Origin of the sequence: Pseudomonas gorinensis (assembly GCF_042015035.1) — a bacterium.
GTDB classification, from domain to species: Bacteria; Pseudomonadota; Gammaproteobacteria; order Pseudomonadales; family Pseudomonadaceae; genus Aquipseudomonas; species Aquipseudomonas gorinensis.
The window spans coordinates 1,493,236-1,509,797 of sequence record NZ_CP167125.1 but is presented as its reverse complement, the minus strand read 5'-3'; the positions used below and the strand labels follow the sequence as shown (position 1 = coordinate 1,509,797).

The 16,562-nt window shown below is 58.9% G+C and carries 16 protein-coding genes; 7 read left to right on the top strand and 9 right to left on the bottom strand.

All coding sequences use genetic code 11. The features are described from left to right. The first annotated feature begins 43 nt into the window (after positions 1–43). Positions 44–355: a type II toxin-antitoxin system MqsR family toxin gene (locus AB7933_RS06835; protein WP_024073572.1), complete on the top strand. Its 312-nt coding sequence runs from the start codon at positions 44–46 to the stop codon at positions 353–355. Beyond that, the gene (locus AB7933_RS06830; RefSeq protein WP_024073571.1) at positions 352–834 is read left to right on the top strand and encodes a type II toxin-antitoxin system MqsA family antitoxin; all 483 of its coding nucleotides are present in this window, start codon (positions 352–354) and stop codon (positions 832–834) included. The genes AB7933_RS06835 and AB7933_RS06830 overlap by 4 nt, the downstream gene beginning before the upstream one ends. A 50-nt stretch (positions 835–884) precedes the next feature. Here the strand turns inward: AB7933_RS06830 and AB7933_RS06825 are convergent, their stop codons facing one another. From AB7933_RS06825 to AB7933_RS06810, 4 genes are all read right to left on the bottom strand, one after another. Continuing rightward, the gene (locus tag AB7933_RS06825; protein WP_003171943.1) at positions 885–1,649 is read right to left on the bottom strand and encodes an amino acid ABC transporter ATP-binding protein; all 765 of its coding nucleotides are present in this window, start codon (positions 1,647–1,649) and stop codon (positions 885–887) included. 11 nt (positions 1,650–1,660) lie between these two features. After that, positions 1,661–2,758, bottom strand: coding sequence for an amino acid ABC transporter permease (locus tag AB7933_RS06820; protein WP_024073570.1), 1,098 nt, complete (start codon positions 2,756–2,758; stop codon positions 1,661–1,663). 10 nt (positions 2,759–2,768) lie between these two features. Continuing rightward, on the bottom strand, positions 2,769–3,950 hold the full coding sequence (locus AB7933_RS06815) for an amino acid ABC transporter permease (protein ID WP_024073569.1): 1,182 nt from the start codon (positions 3,948–3,950) through the stop codon (positions 2,769–2,771). Positions 3,951–4,022: 72 nt separating this feature from the next. Continuing rightward, a complete protein-coding gene (locus tag AB7933_RS06810) occupies positions 4,023–5,054 on the bottom strand; it encodes an amino acid ABC transporter substrate-binding protein (RefSeq protein ID WP_024073568.1) in 1,032 nt (343 codons plus the stop codon). 345 nt (positions 5,055–5,399) lie between these two features. Here AB7933_RS06810 and AB7933_RS06805 point away from each other — a divergent pair, with 345 nt between their 5' ends. Then, a complete protein-coding gene (locus tag AB7933_RS06805) occupies positions 5,400–6,056 on the top strand; it encodes an alpha/beta hydrolase (protein ID WP_024073567.1) in 657 nt (218 codons plus the stop codon). Positions 6,057–6,152: 96 nt separating this feature from the next. Next, the gene (gene rhlB / locus AB7933_RS06800; RefSeq protein ID WP_024073566.1) at positions 6,153–7,628 is read left to right on the top strand and encodes an ATP-dependent RNA helicase RhlB; all 1,476 of its coding nucleotides are present in this window, start codon (positions 6,153–6,155) and stop codon (positions 7,626–7,628) included. A gap of 69 nt (positions 7,629–7,697) precedes the next feature. On the opposite strand, the gene moaE is transcribed toward rhlB, so the two are convergent. The 5 genes from moaE to AB7933_RS06775 form a co-directional block, all read right to left on the bottom strand. Further along, positions 7,698–8,147 (bottom strand): molybdopterin synthase catalytic subunit MoaE, encoded by a 450-nt coding sequence (gene moaE / locus AB7933_RS06795; RefSeq protein WP_024073565.1) that lies wholly within the window; start codon positions 8,145–8,147, stop codon positions 7,698–7,700. Between the two features lie 2 nt (positions 8,148–8,149). Next, positions 8,150–8,392: a molybdopterin converting factor subunit 1 gene (gene moaD / locus AB7933_RS06790; protein WP_024073564.1), complete on the bottom strand. Its 243-nt coding sequence runs from the start codon at positions 8,390–8,392 to the stop codon at positions 8,150–8,152. Beyond that, the gene (gene moaC / locus AB7933_RS06785; protein ID WP_024073563.1) at positions 8,389–8,862 is read right to left on the bottom strand and encodes a cyclic pyranopterin monophosphate synthase MoaC; all 474 of its coding nucleotides are present in this window, start codon (positions 8,860–8,862) and stop codon (positions 8,389–8,391) included. The genes moaD and moaC overlap by 4 nt, the downstream gene beginning before the upstream one ends. Before the next feature lie 88 nt (positions 8,863–8,950). After that, positions 8,951–10,345 (bottom strand): PhoH family protein, encoded by a 1,395-nt coding sequence (locus AB7933_RS06780; protein ID WP_024073562.1) that lies wholly within the window; start codon positions 10,343–10,345, stop codon positions 8,951–8,953. A 348-nt stretch (positions 10,346–10,693) separates the two neighbouring features. Beyond that, entirely contained in the window at positions 10,694–11,818 is a 1,125-nt protein-coding gene (locus AB7933_RS06775; protein ID WP_024073561.1) for a polysaccharide deacetylase family protein, read from the bottom strand. Positions 11,819–12,047: 229 nt separating this feature from the next. Here AB7933_RS06775 and yaaA point away from each other — a divergent pair, with 229 nt between their 5' ends. From yaaA to alg8, 3 genes are all read left to right on the top strand, one after another. Beyond that, positions 12,048–12,827: a peroxide stress protein YaaA gene (gene yaaA, locus AB7933_RS06770; RefSeq protein ID WP_024073560.1), complete on the top strand. Its 780-nt coding sequence runs from the start codon at positions 12,048–12,050 to the stop codon at positions 12,825–12,827. 827 nt (positions 12,828–13,654) lie between these two features. Then, on the top strand, positions 13,655–14,971 hold the full coding sequence (locus tag AB7933_RS06765) for a nucleotide sugar dehydrogenase (RefSeq protein ID WP_024073559.1): 1,317 nt from the start codon (positions 13,655–13,657) through the stop codon (positions 14,969–14,971). Between the two features lie 83 nt (positions 14,972–15,054). Further along, entirely contained in the window at positions 15,055–16,536 is a 1,482-nt protein-coding gene (gene alg8 / locus AB7933_RS06760) for a mannuronan synthase (protein ID WP_162163588.1), read from the top strand. Positions 16,537–16,562 lie beyond the last annotated feature (26 nt).

Here is a 16,562-nt window from a genome sequence, read left to right as displayed (position 1 = left end):
GTAAAATTACCCTTAGAGGGTAATTATCCGGCTCAGGTGTCTTATGGAAAAGTACACACCTCATTACGATCTGGCGGTGATCAAGGCGGATGTCAGGCGGCTTAAGGAAAAGGCATTTACCTCAACGGCGAAGAGCACAGGAAGGAAACTCGGCTTTGAGATCCATGAAATGCAAGAAGTCGTTTTTCAATTGCAAACCAGGATGTTGTACAAATCAATGACTACCTATGCAGACCATAAGGTCTGGCAGGACGTGTACCACATCAGTTCACACGGCATGGAGATTTACATAAAGGTCACTTACCGCTCAGGCGGTAACCCACCGGTAATCTCCTTCAAGGAGTGCAACTCATGAAGACTCAACAGTGCTTTATATGCGGTACGCCCGACGGCATGACTCGGTTCGAGGGCCGTAGCGAGACCATCAGCGTCAAAGGGATGGAGCGTCGTGTCGATGACCTTTCTGGCTGGGAATGCCATGCATGCGGCGACGGCATGTATGACCCGGATAGTGCAGAACGCCACGCAAAAGCAGGGGATGAACTCGTCCATGCCGCACGGACAATGATCGGCAACGAGATGAAACGCATCCGTCGCAAGCTGCACCTTACGCAAAAAGAAACCGTGCAACTCTTGTCGGGTGGCGGCCACAACGCTTTTTCACGTTATGAACGCGGTGAGCTTCTGCCACCGAAGCCACTGGTTCTGTTGATGCGATTATTGGACCGTTACCCTCATTTGCTCGCCGACGCCAAGGTATTGGCCGAAGGCGCTGACCTGCGGGGGTTCACTCATACCGTGAACACAGAAGATGAGGCGCTCAAGGCCTCATGAACAGACAAAAATAAACCCGGCCAGGCCGGGTTTATTTTTTCAAACATCGATCAATGCAGGATCTGGCTCAAGAACAACTTGGTCCGGTCATTCTGCGGGTTGTCGAAGAAGTCATTCGGCGCCGCCTGCTCCACGATCTCGCCCTTGTCCATGAAGATCACGCGGTTGGCCACGGTACGGGCGAAGCCCATTTCGTGGGTCACGCACAACATGGTCATGCCGTCTTCGGCCAGGCCGATCATGGTGTCGAGTACTTCCTTGACCATTTCCGGGTCGAGGGCCGAGGTCGGTTCGTCGAACAGCATGATTTTCGGCTTCATGCACAGCGCACGGGCGATGGCCACCCGCTGTTGCTGGCCGCCCGAGAGTTGGCCCGGAAACTTGTGGGCCTGCTCCGGAATGCGCACGCGTTCCAGGTAGTGCATGGCAATTTCTTCAGCCTTGCGCTTGGGCATCTTGCGCACCCACATCGGCGCCAGCGTGCAGTTCTGCAGGATGGTCAGGTGCGGGAACAGGTTGAAATGCTGGAACACCATGCCGACTTCGCGGCGGATCGCTTCGATCTGCTTGAGGTCGTTGGTCAGTTCCACGCCGTCGACCACGATGCGGCCCTGCTGGTGTTCTTCCAGGCGGTTGAGGCAGCGGATGGTGGTGGACTTGCCGGAACCCGACGGGCCGCACAGCACGATACGCTCGCCCTGCTTGACGTTGAGGTTGATGTCTTTCAACACGTGGAACTGGCCGTACCACTTGTTGACGCCCTGCATCTGGATAATGCCTTCAGGGCTCACAGGCTGTTTGATCGCTTCGCTCATAACAACAACTCCTAACGCTTGTGGCCTGTGTCGAGCTTGTGTTCCAAATGAATGGAATAGCGCGACATACCAAAACAGAAAATCCAGAACACCAGGGCGGCGAACACGTAGCCTTCGGTGGCCATGCCCAACCATTTCGGGTCGGCGGCGGCTTGCTTGACGCTGTTGAGCAGGTCGAACAGGCCGATGATGATCACCAGGCTGGTGTCCTTGAACAGCGCAATAAACGTGTTGACGATGCCAGGGATCACCATCTTCAGGGCCTGCGGCAAAATCACCAGGCCCATGCTGCGCCAGTAACCCAGGCCCATCGCCGCGGCCGCTTCGTACTGGCCCTTGGGAATCGCCTGCAAACCACCGCGCACCACTTCAGCCACATAGGCCGACTGGAACAGGATCACGCCGATCAACGCCCGCAGCAGCTTGTCGATGCCCATGCCTTCGGGCAGGAACAACGGCAACATTACCGAAGACATGAACAGCACGGTGATCAACGGCACGCCGCGCCAGAACTCGATAAAGGTCACGCAGACCACCCGAATCGCCGGCATGTTCGAGCGCCGCCCCAAGGCCAGCACAATGCCCAGCGGCAACGCGCCGGCGATACCGACGGTGGCGATGACCAGAGTCAGCATCAGGCCGCCCCATTGGCTGGTCGCCACGTTGCTCAGGCCAAAGATGCCGCCGTGCAGCAGGAAGTAGGCAATGATCGGGTACAGCACCAGGAAGCCCAGGCCATAGATCGCCTTGCGCGGGAAACGCGAGATGAACAACGGTGCCACGCCGACGATGGCCAGCCACACGGTCAGGTCCACGCGCCAGCGCAGGTCGCCGGGGTAGTAGCCGTACATGAACTGCCCGAAGCGCTGTTGGATAAACACCCAGCACGCGCCCTCTTTCGTGCAATCGGCGCGCGTGGTGCCGACCCAGTTGGCATCGAGGATGGCCCAGTGCAGGATTGGCGGCACCACCAGGTAGATCAGGTAAAACGCCAACAGCGTCAGCAGGGTATTGAGCCAGCTGGAGAACAGGTTGGCGCGCATCCATGCCATCGGCCCGAAGACTTTGCTCGGCGGCGGCATATCAGGTTTGAACGTATGCGAACTCATGTGCGTTTCCTCACCGCTCGATCAGCGCAATGCGCTTGTTGTACCAGTTCATCAGCAGGGAAATGCTGATGCTGATCGCCAGGTACACGCTCATGGTGATGGCAATGACTTCGATGGCCTGGCCGGTCTGGTTGAGCACCGTGCCGGCAAACAGCGAAACCATTTCCGGATAACCGATACCAGCGGCCAGCGAAGAGTTTTTCGCCAGGTTCAGGTATTGGCTGGTCAGCGGCGGAATGATCACCCGCAAGGCTTGCGGGATGATGACCTTGCGCAGCGTCGGCCCCGGGCGCAGGCCCAGGGAGCGCGCGGCTTCGGTCTGGCCGTGGCTGACGGACTTGATGCCCGAGCGCACGATCTCGGCGATAAACGCCGCCGTGTACACCGTCAACGCCAGGGTCAGCGCCAGCAGTTCAGGGATCAGTACCCAGCCGCCGACGAAGTTGAACCCCTGCAGCTTGGGCATTTCCCAGTGCAGCGGAGCGCCGAAGATCAAGGTGCACAACGCCGGGATCAGGATGAACAGCGCCAGGCCCGCCCAGAACTTGTGGAACGGTACGCCGGTGGCTTCAAAGCGTTTGTTGGCCCAACGCGCCATCAGCACGATCGCCACGATGGCAAGCACCACACTGGCCACAAACGGCCAGAAACCATCAGCGGTCAGCGCGGCCGGCATATTCAGGCCACGGCTGCTGACAAAGAAGGTATCGCCGAAGTTGTGGCTGTTACGCGGCCCCGGCATGGTCAGGAACACCGCGAAGTACCAGAACAGGATCTGCAGCAGCGGCGGGATGTTGCGGAACACTTCCACATACACGGTCGCCAGCTTGTTGATCATCCAATTGGGCGACAAACGCGCCACGCCGATGATGAAGCCGAGCAGGGTCGCCAGGACCACACCGATCACGGTCACCAGCAAGGTGTTGAGCAGGCCGATGACAAACACCCGGGCATAGCTGTCCGATTCGGTGTAGTCGATCAGGTGCTGAGCGATGCCGAAGCCGGCACTGCGCTCAAGAAAGTCGAAACCCGAGGTAATGCCCCGGTGTTGAAGGTTGGTCTGGGTATTGTTGAACAGGTACCAGCCCAGCGAGACCACCGCCACAATCGTGACGATCTGGAATAGCCACGCACGCACCTTGGGATCGCTGAAGCTGAGCTTCTGCTTGTGTGCGCCGATTTGATTTTGCATGGAGTGCCCCGGAAATAATGGAACAGAACATCACCCGGCGGTTGGCCCACCGGGTGATAGAACCATCAGCGATCAGCGCACAGGTGGTGCGTATTGAATGCCGCCGTTGTTCCACAGCGCGTTCAGGCCACGGTCGATTTCCAACGGGGTGCTCTTGCCCAGGTTGCGCTCGAACACTTCGCCGTAGTTACCGACTTGCTTGACGATCTGTACGACCCAGTCTTTCTTCACTTTCAAGTCTTTGCCGTATTCGCCGTCAGCACCGAGCAGACGCGCGACGTCCGGGTTCTTGGTGGACTTGGCTTCAGCTTCGACGTTCTTCGAGGTGATACCGGCTTCTTCAGCGTTGAGCATGGCGTAGCCAACCCAGCGCACGATAGCCAGCCACTCGTCGTCGCCGTTACGCACGACCGGGCCCAGCGGTTCCTTGGAGATGGTTTCCGGCAGAACCACGTAGTCCTTCGGCGAGGCCAGCTTGCTGCGCTGGGCGAACAGTTGGGACTTGTCGGAGGTCAGCACGTCGCAACGACCCGATTCCAGCGACTTGGCGCTTTCGTCGGAGGTGTCGAAGGTGATGGGGGTGTATTTCAGGTTGTTACCACGGAAGTAGTCGGAAACGTTCAGCTCAGTGGTGGTACCGGCCTGGATGCAGATGGTTGCACCGTCCAGTTCCTTGGCACTTTTAACGCCCAGCTTGTTGTTCACCAAGAAGCCGATGCCATCGTAGTAGGTGATGAAGCCTGGGAATTTCAGGCCCATGCCCGCATCGCGGGAGCTGGTCATGGTGGTGTTACGCGACAGGATGTCGACTTCGCCGGACTGAAGCGCGGTGAAACGCTCCTTGGCGTTCAACTGGCTGAATTTGACCTTGGTGGCGTCGCCAAACACGGCAGCGGCCACAGCGCGGCAATAGTCCGCATCGATCCCGAGGATCTTGCCGCTGGCATCCGGTACCGAGAAACCCGGCAGGCCGTCACTCACGCCACATTGCACAAAGCCTTTCTTCTGTACGGCGTCCAGGGTGGCGCCGGCTTGGGCAAAACCACTGACACCCAGTACAGCGGCCGCGGTTACGATGGCCAGGGTGGATTTCAATACCTTCATTCAAACCTCCAGTTGCTCTTGTTGTGTCGGAGCTAAAACTTCAGCGCACCCTTGTGAGGCGATATTGACCCGTGTTGGCTTTTTTTGGGGCCAAGCAGCATGAAGTTGTCGCAGTAATTCCAGTTGCTATCCCACAGGCGGCAGTCACTGATAGTGTTACCGCCCTAGGAAAGTTCTGACATCGACCTACACATAGCAAGGCGCGTACCAGAGTACCGGCTGAGTCGTTTCAGCCCATGGTCAATAGCAAAACATTCAACCTTGCGACATTCTCTTAACAGATCAACCTGTCGCGCACCGTTCCGATGCACTCAATCGGAGCGCACGCACATAGATGGAGCAACCATGACCGAACCCCTGATTATTCAGCCCGCCAAGCCCGCAGACGCCTGCGTAATCTGGTTGCATGGCCTGGGTGCCGATCGCTACGACTTTTTGCCGGTGGCCGAGGCACTCCAGGAAACCTTGTCGTCGACCCGCTTTGTATTGCCCCAGGCGCCCACTCGCCCGGTGACCATCAACGGTGGTTACGAAATGCCAAGCTGGTACGACATCAAGGCCATGAGCCCGGCCCGTTCGATCAGCCTGGAAGAGCTGGACGAATCAGCCAACATGCTCATGGGCTTGATCGAAACGCAGAAGAGAGGCGGAATAGACGCTTCGCGGGTTTTCCTCGCAGGTTTTTCCCAAGGCGGTGCGGTGGTATTCCACACGGCGTTCAAGCAATGGCAGGGGCCATTGGGCGGCGTAATAGCACTCTCCACCTATGCTCCAACCTTTGGGGATGAGCTGGAGTTATCCGCCAGCCAGCAGCGCATTCCCACCCTGTGCCTGCACGGCCAGTACGACGACGTCGTACAGAACGCCATGGGCCGCAGCGCTTATGAGCATTTGAAAAGCCGTGGTGTCACCGTGACATGGCAGGAATACCCAATGGGCCACGAAGTGTTACCTGAGGAGATACACGACATCGGCACCTGGTTGACCGCCCGCCTGGGCTGAAAGCCAGCGTTTATGTAGCCGTATGACAGACGCACTACGCCGCGCCCGATTCTTGCATTACACTGGCCGGCGTACATTCCTTAACCAATTAATGAGATGACCGTGCTCAAAGCACTTAAGAAGATGTTCGGCAAAAGCGAGGCTGAGCCGCTCGCGCCTGTTCCCAGTGCTCCTGTCCCCACGCCCGGCAGCCGCCATGACGGTCAACAGCCAGGCCGGCCCGCACCTGTCGCCTCGCAAAAAAAGCCAGCGGTGACGCCGCCTGAACAGGCAAAACCTGCCGAGGCCGCCCCCGAGCCGGCGCCCCAGCCAAAAGCACCCCGCCGCGAACGCGCGCCAAAACCGCCTGTCACCCCTTGGAAACTCGAAGACTTCGTCGTCGAACCCCAGGAAGGCAAGACCCGCTTCCACGATTTCAAACTCGCCCCGGAACTGATGCACGCCATCCAGGACCTGGGTTTCCCGTACTGCACGCCGATCCAGGCAGAGGTGCTGGGCTTCACCCTGGCGGGCAAAGACGCCATCGGTCGCGCCCAGACCGGTACCGGCAAGACCGCCGCGTTCCTGATCTCGATCATCACCCAGCTGCTGCAAACCCCGCCGCCGAAAGAGCGCTACATGGGTGAACCGCGCGCACTGATCATCGCCCCGACCCGGGAGCTGGTGGTGCAGATCGCCAAGGACGCCGCCGACCTGACCAAGTACACCGGCCTCAATGTCATGACGTTCGTCGGTGGCATGGACTTCGACAAGCAGCTCAAGCACCTCGAAGCCCGCCATTGCGACATCCTGGTCGCCACTCCGGGCCGCCTGCTGGACTTCAACCAGCGCGGCGACGTGCACCTGGACATGGTCGAAGTGATGGTGCTCGACGAAGCCGACCGCATGCTCGACATGGGTTTTATCCCGCAAGTACGCCAGATCATTCGCCAGACCCCGCCGAAAAACGAGCGCCAGACCCTGCTGTTCTCCGCGACCTTCACCGAAGACGTGATGAACCTCGCCAAGCAGTGGACCACCGACCCGTCCATCGTCGAGATCGAAGCGCTGAACGTGGCCAGCGAAAACGTCGAACAGCACATCTATGCCGTGGCCGGTGCCGACAAGTACAAGCTGCTCTATAACCTGGTCAACGACAACGGCTGGGAGCGCGTGATGGTGTTCGCCAACCGCAAGGACGAAGTGCGCCGCATCGAAGAGCGCCTGGTGCGCGATGGTGTCAACGCCGCGCAACTGTCGGGCGATGTGCCACAGCACAAGCGCATCAAGACCCTGGAAGGCTTTCGCGAAGGCAAGATTCGCGTGCTGGTGGCCACCGACGTGGCGGGGCGCGGGATTCACATCGATGGCATCAGCCACGTGATCAACTTCACCCTGCCGGAAGTGCCGGACGACTACGTGCACCGTATCGGCCGTACCGGTCGCGCAGGCGCGGCGGGTGTGTCGATCAGCTTTGCCGGCGAAGATGACTCGTATCAGTTGCCGTCGATCGAGGCGCTGCTGGGTCGCAAGATCAGCTGTGAGACACCGCCGACGCACTTGCTGCGGGCTGTAGAGCGCAAACGCCCTTAAGCTGAAATGCAATAAAAAAATGTGGGCGGGGGCTTGCCCCCTCCCACATTTGCATCTGTGTTCGGCTGGTTATTTCCAGCGATCGGCAGCAGCGTGATCACTGCTGCGCCCTTCCACCCAGCGCGCGCCTTCAGGGGTGCTTTCCTTCTTCCAGAACGGCGCACGGGTCTTCAGGTAATCCATCACAAACGCACAGGCATCGAACGCGGCCTGGCGGTGGGCGCTGGCGGCCGCCACAAACACAATCGGTTCGCCCGGCTCCAGCGCGCCGATGCGGTGCAGCACTTCGAGCTTGAGCAGCGGCCAGCGTTGTTCGGCTTCGACGGCGATCTTGGCCAGGGCTTTCTCGGTCATGCCGGGATAATGCTCCAGGAACATCCCCGCCACCTCGCGCCCATCGTTGAAGTCGCGTACATAGCCGACAAAACTCACCACTGCGCCCACGCCGACATTCGCCGCATGCATCGCGTTGACTTCGGCACCCGGATCAAACGGCTCGGGCTGCACACGAATGGCCATGCTCAGCCTCCGGTCACGGGCGGGAAGAACGCGACTTCATCCCCGGCGTGCAGCGGTTCGTCGAGATTGCACAGCTCCTGGTTACGGGCACACATCAAGCTGGCTTCGTTGAGCACTTCAAAGCCCGGATCACTGGCCAACGCCTGGCGCACAGCGTCGACGGTGGCGAAGTCGCCCTCCATCTCCAGCGAGTCCAGGCCCACCGCTTCGCTGTAGCGCGCAAAAAACAGTACGTTGATGCTCATGCCTGATCCGCCTTGAAATGCCCGCTTTTACCGCCAAGTTTTTCCAGCAGGCGAATGTTTTCGATGGTCATGCCGCGGTCCACGGCCTTGCACATGTCGTAGATCGTCAGCGCGGCGACACTGGCGGCTGTCAGCGCTTCCATCTCCACGCCGGTCTGCCCGGAGAGTTTGCAGCGCGCCACGATATGCACCGAGTCTGCGCCATCGGCGCTCAGTTCGACCTTGACGCCAGTCAACATCAAAGGGTGGCACAGGGGGATCAAGTCACTGGTTTTTTTCGCGGCCTGGATCCCGGCGATGCGGGCCACGGCGAACACGTCGCCCTTGGGATGGGCGCCGTCGACAATCATTTGCAGGGTCTCGGGCAGCATGCGCACCCGCGCTTCGGCCACCGCTTCACGGAACGTCACGGACTTGTCAGTGACGTCGACCATATGGGCGCGACCTTGGGAATCGAGATGAGTCAGCACAGGGATACTCCTGATCAGGAGCACCGATTGTAAACCCAATGCATAACAAATGTGGGAGGGAGCAAGCCCCCTCCCACACTGACCACGTTTACAAATGCGATTCGGCGTATTCGGCCAGAATCGAGCGAGGCACCCCTTGCAGCGCGATATGCACGCCGTTGGGGAAGTCTTTGAAGCGTTCCGTCAGGTAAGTCAGCCCGGAGCTGGTCGCGGACAGGTAGGGGGTGTCGATCTGTGCCAGGTTACCCAGGCACACCACTTTGGAACCGGCGCCGGCACGGGTGATGATGGTTTTCATCTGGTGCGGCGTAAGGTTCTGGCATTCATCGATCAGTATCAGGCTTTGTTGGAAGCTGCGGCCTCGGATGTAGTTGAGGGATTTGAACTGCAACGGCACTTTGCTGAGGATGTAGTCGACGCTGCCATGGGTGTTTTCGTCATCCATGTGCAAGGCTTCGAGGTTGTCGGTGATCGCCCCCAGCCATGGCTCCATTTTTTCCGCTTCGGTGCCCGGCAGGAAGCCGATTTCCTGGTCCAGGCCCTGCACACTGCGGGTGGCGATGATGCGCCGATAGCGCTTGGTCACCATGGTCTGCTCGATGGCGGCCGCCAGGGCAAGGATGGTTTTGCCCGAGCCCGCGGCGCCGGTCAGGTTGACCAGGTGGATGTCCGGATCGAGCAGCGCATACAGTGCCAGGCTCTGGTAGATGTCACGCGGTTTCAGGCCCCAGGCTTCCTGGTGCAACAGGGGCTCCTGATGCAGGTCGAGGATCAGCAGCTTGTCGACCTGGATCTCTTTGATCCAGCCCACGAAGCCCTGTTCGTCGATGATGAATTCATTGATGTGCACGGCCGGCAGGTTGTCGATCAGTTGCACCTGGTGCCAGGTGCGGCCATGGTCCTGACGGGTTTCGACCTTGCTGACACGGTCCCAGAACGAGCCGGTCATGGTGTGATAACCACGGGACAGCATCGACACGTCGTCGACCAGTTGGTCGGTACTGTAGTCCTCGGCAGCGATCCCACACGCTCGTGCCTTGAGGCGCATATTGATGTCTTTGGTCACCAGCACCAGGCGCAAGTCCTTGTCGCGTGCGTGCAGGTCGATCAGTTGGTTGATGATCTTGTTGTCGTTCAGGTTTTCCGGCAGCAGGCTGTTGGGCTCGCTGCGCTTGCTCATCAGGATCGACAGCAAGCCCTTGGGTCCGCTTTTGCCGCGCTGGATCGGCACGCCGACTTCAACATCCTCGGGTGACGCTTCGCCCAGGGTCTTGTCGATCAGGCGGATGGCCTGGCGGCATTCGGCAGCCACGCTGTGGTGCCCGCTTTTGAGTTTGTCGAGCTCCTCAAGCACGATCATCGGGATGGCGACGTGGTGTTCTTCGAAGTTGAGCAGTGCGTTTGGATCGTGGATCAATACATTGGTATCAAGCACATAAAGGATTGGCTGGTCGGAAGAAGGGTTACGTCCATGATCATCCATACTCGGTCACCTTTGTGGGAGCCAGTCGACGCAATACCACAACAGTGCTGCGCCTCGATTCGACCACCGACCGCACCTTGAGTGACATCAAGGGCAGTGCCCACATGAGGAGTCTTGGAAGACGCCACCTGTGTTGCAGGTTTCGGCGATCTGACTTCGTAATACCGCAAAACCCATGACAGGAAAAAGCACTTTGACGGTTTTTTGAAGTTTATTTTTCAGGATGACGAATAGCACTAGCCGAGTGCCAGCTACCCCGTTAAAGTCGGAAGTCCGCCTGCATCGAAATGTCGCACAAAATTTCCCCGTAAACGCCTCATCCCCAACAGGGCCGGGCACTTCATCTTTTCAGCGAAACGCCTCGTGGCAGTCCTGCCAGCCCAGGCCACTTTGCGCCGTTGCCTGCAGCAACAGCGGCAATGCCACCCGCGCCTTGTCCTGGGTGTCGTGAAACACAATCACCCCTTTGCGCCACAACAGCATCAGCGTCAGTACCCGTTGCGCCGACTCATCGGCCTTGAGTTTGCCCGGCTCGTCCTGGGAGTCGATGTCCCACAACGCCACCTGCAGGCCCTGGGCCTGGAAGAAGCCCTGGCTGTCCGCACGCCGCTGAGCGTAGGGCGGGCGAAACAGCGGTACGTAGTTTTCCGGCATCAGGTTCTGCGCCAGCGATGCACTGCGGGTGATCGAACTCTGCCAGTCGACCCAATGGCTGTGGGAACGGTACTGCCACCCCTGGATGCCGACGCACTGGCCCTGGTACAGCGCCTGCACATCGGCAGCCGAACTACGCTCCACACGGTTTTGCAGGCTGCTGCCGAGCACGAAGAAGGTGGCATTCATCTTCTGCTTGCGCAGGTACTCGGTAAGCCAGTCGGTATTGCCACTGACCGGTGCCGGCCCGCCGTCGAAGGTCAACAGGAACAGGCGGTCGTTGAGTTCATCGCCATTGCGCTCGTGATCACCGAAACGCGCGACTTCGCTGCTGATCTGCGGGAACAGCGCGGCCTTGCGCAGCAGCTCGTCCAGATAACGCTCATGGAAAACATGGCTCGGGCCGGCCCAGCCTATATAGAAGGAGTTTTCGCCGACTTCGAACTTGCCCGCCTGCTCGCGCAGATCGTCCATGTTTTCCACCAGGTAGCAGAACGAGGCATCTTCCTCACAGCTCTGCTGGGCGAAGGTGTAGTTCTCCAGCAAGCGCCGCCAGAGCTGGCGACGCAGGTCATCGATGGCCGCCAGGTTGATGATCTTCAACCCCAGGCGCTGCTTGAGCGCCGCGTCATCCTGGGCTTCGCTGGCGATCAGGCTATGGGCAAACATCAGGATTTCCGCACGCGAAGCCACATCGAACAGCGCCGGGCTGCTGAGCTTTTCGGGCCAGGTGCCACGGTCCAGGCTGGCTACATCCACCGGCGCCGCTTGGGCGCTCATGCAGAACAGGCAAGCGGATAATAAAAGCGCAATTCGCACCAGGGTCTCCTTCTCCAGAGTCGTCGCGCACTATAGCCGATCATTGCAGGAGCGAGCTTGCTCGCGAAATACGTTAACGCTGACGCGGGCATCCTGAATCAACGCGGTGTCTTTTCGTTTTTCGCGAGCAAGCTTGCTCCTACAGAAATCGAGGCATCTATGGGTTTCATAGGTGGAGTCAAAACGCCGCAACCCCTAGAATCCGCGCACGATTACAGGAGACGACTTCATGCTGATGGTGATTTCCCCCGCCAAAACCCTCGACTTCGAGTCAAAGCCGGTCACTGCGCGCTTCACCCAGCCGCAATACCTGGACCATTCCCAGGAACTGATCGAGCAACTGCGTCAGCTGAGCCCGGCGCAGATCAGCGAATTGATGCACGTGTCCGACAAGATCGGCGGCCTCAACGCCGCCCGCTTCGGCAGCTGGATCCCGGCCTTCACCCCAGAGAATGCCAAGCAGGCCTTATTGGCGTTCAAGGGCGACGTGTACACCGGCCTCAACGCCGACACCTTCAGCGATGCCGACTTCAGCTACGCCCAGGACCACCTGCGCATGCTCTCGGGCCTGTACGGCCTGCTGCGCCCCCTGGACCTGATGATGCCGTACCGCCTGGAGATGGGCACCAAGCTCGCCAACGCCCGTGGCAAGGACCTGTACGCCTTCTGGGGCACGCGCCTCAGCGAGTGGCTCAACCAGGCGCTGGCCGAACAAGGCGATGACGTGCTGCTCAACCTGGCATCCAACGAGTATTTTTCGGCGGTCAAGCGCACCGCCCTGAACGCGCGGATCATCAATACCGAGTTCAAGGACCTGAAGAACGGCCAGTACAAGATCATCAGCTTCTACGCGAAAAAGGCCCGGGGCATGATGAGCCGTTTCGTGATCCAAGAGCGTATCAATGACCCGGCCCAGCTCAAGCAGTTCGAGGTGCAGGGCTACCGCTTCAATGCAGAGCAGTCCAAGCCGGACAAGCTGGTGTTTTTGCGCGATCACGCACCGGAATAAGGCTTTCGGGCAATGAAATCCACATGTGGGAGGGGCTTGCCCCCTCACACATTTTGGGTGCATTTCAGATCAGGAATAGCCAATTTTTTGGCGTCAAAAAATATTCTGACACTTCTCTAAAATTTCTTTCACTCGACATTCGTCATTTTTTTTCGTAGTGGCACCCCACTTTTTAATTACTAGTGGCAAAAAACTATCCCCGCGCGCCAACTCCCCGTAACTACTGGCCCAAATAGCAAGTGCTATCAATATAGTACCAGTGCCATCTTTGCCAATATTTCAAGAAATTTCCGGAAACAGGATGAGTGGCCCGGAACTTCGTCCTAAAGCACCGCTCATACCACCGGTAACGAAATTCTCTGTTTCTGTAAGAGATGACTTACATGGCCGACCAACGGAAGTAGCGAAGTTGTCACATTGAACTTTGACTCAGGGGTCACTTTACCAACCGATTAGTTAAGAGCGGCGACAAGGATGAATTGCCACGCACTATAGGCCAAGGCTGTGCTTACCCTAATGGGTCAGTGAGATAACCCAAGGCATTGATATTTAAAGGCTTGTAGCCTTTATCAAAGCCCTGCGGCACTGACGCCAGGCCCTTCTCCCAGGAAGGCTGGCTGCATTTGAGGGCAGGCCCCAATAACAAGGCCAAGTTGCGCACAACTTGAGTGCAATAGTTAGTCACTCGTTATTCAACATGCCTGTACGCGGCAAGTCGGCGTCTATTCGCCCAACTTTCGCGGCATTTGTGACGCTTGCAAACATGAACTCCGGCCATCTAATGGCATGTTTTAAATACCGTCTTCAATGACAAAGAGGTAATTGCGATGCGCATCAGCATATTTGGTTTGGGTTACGTCGGCGCAGTCTGTGCCGGTTGCCTGTCTGCCCGTGGCCACGAAGTGGTGGGCGTAGACATCTCCAAGGAAAAGATCGACCTGATCAATGCCGGTAAATCGCCGATCGTTGAGCCGGGTCTGGGCGAACTGTTGAGCCAAGGCATCGCAAACGGTCGCCTGCGCGGTACGACCAACTTCGCCGAAGCGATTCGCGATACGGACCTGTCGATGATTTGCGTCGGCACGCCCAGCAAGAAAAACGGCGACCTGGAACTCAACTACATCGAATCGGTATGCCGCGAGATCGGTTTTGTCCTGCGTGACAAGACCACCCGCCACACCATCGTGGTGCGCAGCACCGTATTGCCGGGCACCGTCGCCAACGTGGTGATCCCGATCCTCGAAGACTGCTCCGGCAAGAAAGCCGGCATCGACTTCGGTGTCGCGGTCAACCCGGAATTCCTGCGTGAATCCACCGCCATCGCCGACTACGACCTGCCACCGATGACCGTTATCGGCGAGTTCGACAAAGCTTCCGGCGACGTCCTGCAGTCGCTGTACGAAGAACTCGACGCTCCGATCATCCGCAAGGACATCGCCGTCGCCGAGATGATCAAGTACACCTGCAACGTGTGGCACGCCACCAAGGTGACCTTCGCCAACGAGATCGGCAACATCGCCAAGGCCGTCGGCGTCGATGGTCGCGAAGTGATGGAAGTGGTCTGCCAGGACAAGACCCTCAACCTGTCCCAGTACTACATGCGCCCAGGCTTCGCGTTCGGCGGCTCCTGCCTGCCCAAAGACGTGCGTGCCCTGACTTACCGCGCCAGCTCCCTGGACGTCGACGCGCCACTGCTCAACTCGCTGATGCGCAGCAACGAATCCCAGGTACAGAACGCCTTCGACATCGTCGCCGGCCACGACAAACGCAAAGTCGCCCTGCTGGGCCTGAGCTTCAAGGCCGGTACCGACGACCTGCGCGAAAGCCCGCTGGTAGAACTGGCCGAGATGCTGATCGGCAAGGGTTACGACCTGAGCATCTACGACAGCAACGTCGAATACGCCCGTGTGCACGGTGCGAACAAAGATTACATCGAAGGCAAGATCCCGCACGTGTCGTCCCTGCTCAATTCGGACTTCGACGACGTGATCAACAACTCCGACGTGATCATCCTCGGCAACCGTGACGAGAAGTTCCGTGCCTTGGCGCATAACGCGCCGGATGGCAAGCAAGTGGTCGACCTGGTGGGCTTCATGTCCAAAGCCACCAGTGTGAGCGGCCGCACCGAAGGTATTTGCTGGTAACAGCGACGGCAAGTTCCGGGCTGCAAGCGTCTTCATCCCCAGCGCTTGCAGCCGGGAACCTCCTTCCCTTCCGGATGACGCTTATGTCCAAGTTAAAACATGTACTACTGCAATCCGCCGGCTGGCTGCTGTTCCTCAGCCTGCTGATGGGACTCGCCCTGCTGCTGCCGGCGAGTACATTCGACTCGGAGTCGAAGAATTTTATTTTCCTGATTGGCGCCGTCGGTATCTGGCGCTACTCGATGGGTGCGACGCATTTCTTTCGCGGCATGCTGTTCCTGTACGTGGTCTACCCCCACCTGCGCCGCAAAGTGCGCAAGCTGGGCAAAGCCGCAGACCCGTCCCATGTGTTCCTGATGGTCACCAGCTTCCGTATCGACGCGCTGACCACAGCCCAGGTGTACAGCTCGGTGATTCGCGAGGCCATCGAGTGCGGCTTCCCCACCACCGTGGTCTGCTCGCTGGTGGAAATGTCCGATGAGCTGCTGGTAAAGAGCCTGTGGGAACGCATGAACCCGCCTGACCACGTCAAGCTCGACTTCGTGCGCATCGCCGGTACCGGCAAGCGCGACGGCCTGGCCTTCGGCTTTCGCGCGATCTCCCGCCACCTGCCGGACGAACGTGCCGTGGTCGCCGTGATCGATGGCGACACCGTGCTTGCCGAAGGCGTCGTGCGCAAGACCGTGCCGTGGTTCCAGCTGTTCGACAATGTCGGCGGCCTGACCACCAACGAGTTCTGCGAAGTCCGTGGCGGCTACATCATGAGCGAGTGGCACAAACTGCGCTTCGCCCAACGTCACATCAACATGTGCTCCATGGCCCTGTCCAAGCGCGTACTGACCATGACCGGGCGCATGTCGGTGTTCCGTGCCAGCGTCGTCACTGACCCGGGCTTTATCGCCGATGTGGAAAGCGACTCGCTGCAACACTGGCGCCTGGGCCGCTTCAAGTTTTTGACCGGCGATGACAAGTCCAGCTGGTTCAGCCTGATGCGCCTGGGCTACGACACGTTCTACGTGCCGGACGCCGCGATCAATACGGTGGAACACCCGCCGGAAAAGAGCTTTATCAAGGCCAGCCGCAAGCTGATGTTCCGCTGGTACGGCAACAACCTGCGCCAGAACTCCCGTGCCCTGGGCCTGGGCGTACGTCGGTTGGGCCTGTTCACCAGCGTGGTGCTGTTCGACCAGCGCGTGTCGATGTGGACCTCCCTGCTCGGCCTGACCGTGGCGATCATCGCCACCTTCAAGTACGGCGGCGCGTTCATCCTCGCCTACCTGCTGTGGATCGGCATCACCCGCCTGATCCTCACCCTGCTGCTGTCGTGCTCCGGCCACAAGATCGGCCCGGCCTACCCGGTGATTCTCTATTACAACCAGATCATGGGCGCGCTGGTGAAGATCTACGTGTTCTTCCGCCTTGATCAACAGTCCTGGACCCGCCAGGACACCAAACTGACCCGCGATTTGGCCAGCTTTCAACGTTGGTTCAACACCTGGTCGTCTCGGACCATGACCTTCTCCGCCGGCAGCATCTTCGTCGCCGTGTTGCTGATGATGGTCTGACCCTGCCAAGCCTGAATTAACTCTAG

Bases quoted from the DNA above. Each gene is read 5' to 3' on its own strand.
- rhlB (WP_024073566.1), top strand. From the start codon at position 6,153: ATGACCGTGCTCAAAGCACTTAAGAAGATGTTCGGCAAAAGCGAGGCT.
- AB7933_RS06765 (WP_024073559.1), top strand. From the start codon at position 13,655: ATGCGCATCAGCATATTTGGTTTGGGTTACGTCGGCGCAGTCTGTGCC.
- AB7933_RS06830 (WP_024073571.1), top strand. From the start codon at position 352: ATGAAGACTCAACAGTGCTTTATATGCGGTACGCCCGACGGCATGACT.
- AB7933_RS06815 (WP_024073569.1), bottom strand. From the start codon at position 3,950: ATGCAAAATCAAATCGGCGCACACAAGCAGAAGCTCAGCTTCAGCGAT.
- alg8 (WP_162163588.1), top strand. From the start codon at position 15,055: ATGTCCAAGTTAAAACATGTACTACTGCAATCCGCCGGCTGGCTGCTG.
- AB7933_RS06805 (WP_024073567.1), top strand. From the start codon at position 5,400: ATGACCGAACCCCTGATTATTCAGCCCGCCAAGCCCGCAGACGCCTGC.
- AB7933_RS06835 (WP_024073572.1), top strand. From the start codon at position 44: ATGGAAAAGTACACACCTCATTACGATCTGGCGGTGATCAAGGCGGAT.
- AB7933_RS06810 (WP_024073568.1), bottom strand. From the start codon at position 5,054: ATGAAGGTATTGAAATCCACCCTGGCCATCGTAACCGCGGCCGCTGTA.
- moaE (WP_024073565.1), bottom strand. From the start codon at position 8,147: ATGGCCATTCGTGTGCAGCCCGAGCCGTTTGATCCGGGTGCCGAAGTC.
- moaD (WP_024073564.1), bottom strand. From the start codon at position 8,392: ATGAGCATCAACGTACTGTTTTTTGCGCGCTACAGCGAAGCGGTGGGC.
- yaaA (WP_024073560.1), top strand. From the start codon at position 12,048: ATGCTGATGGTGATTTCCCCCGCCAAAACCCTCGACTTCGAGTCAAAG.
- AB7933_RS06825 (WP_003171943.1), bottom strand. From the start codon at position 1,649: ATGAGCGAAGCGATCAAACAGCCTGTGAGCCCTGAAGGCATTATCCAG.
- AB7933_RS06820 (WP_024073570.1), bottom strand. From the start codon at position 2,758: ATGAGTTCGCATACGTTCAAACCTGATATGCCGCCGCCGAGCAAAGTC.
- AB7933_RS06780 (WP_024073562.1), bottom strand. From the start codon at position 10,345: ATGGATGATCATGGACGTAACCCTTCTTCCGACCAGCCAATCCTTTAT.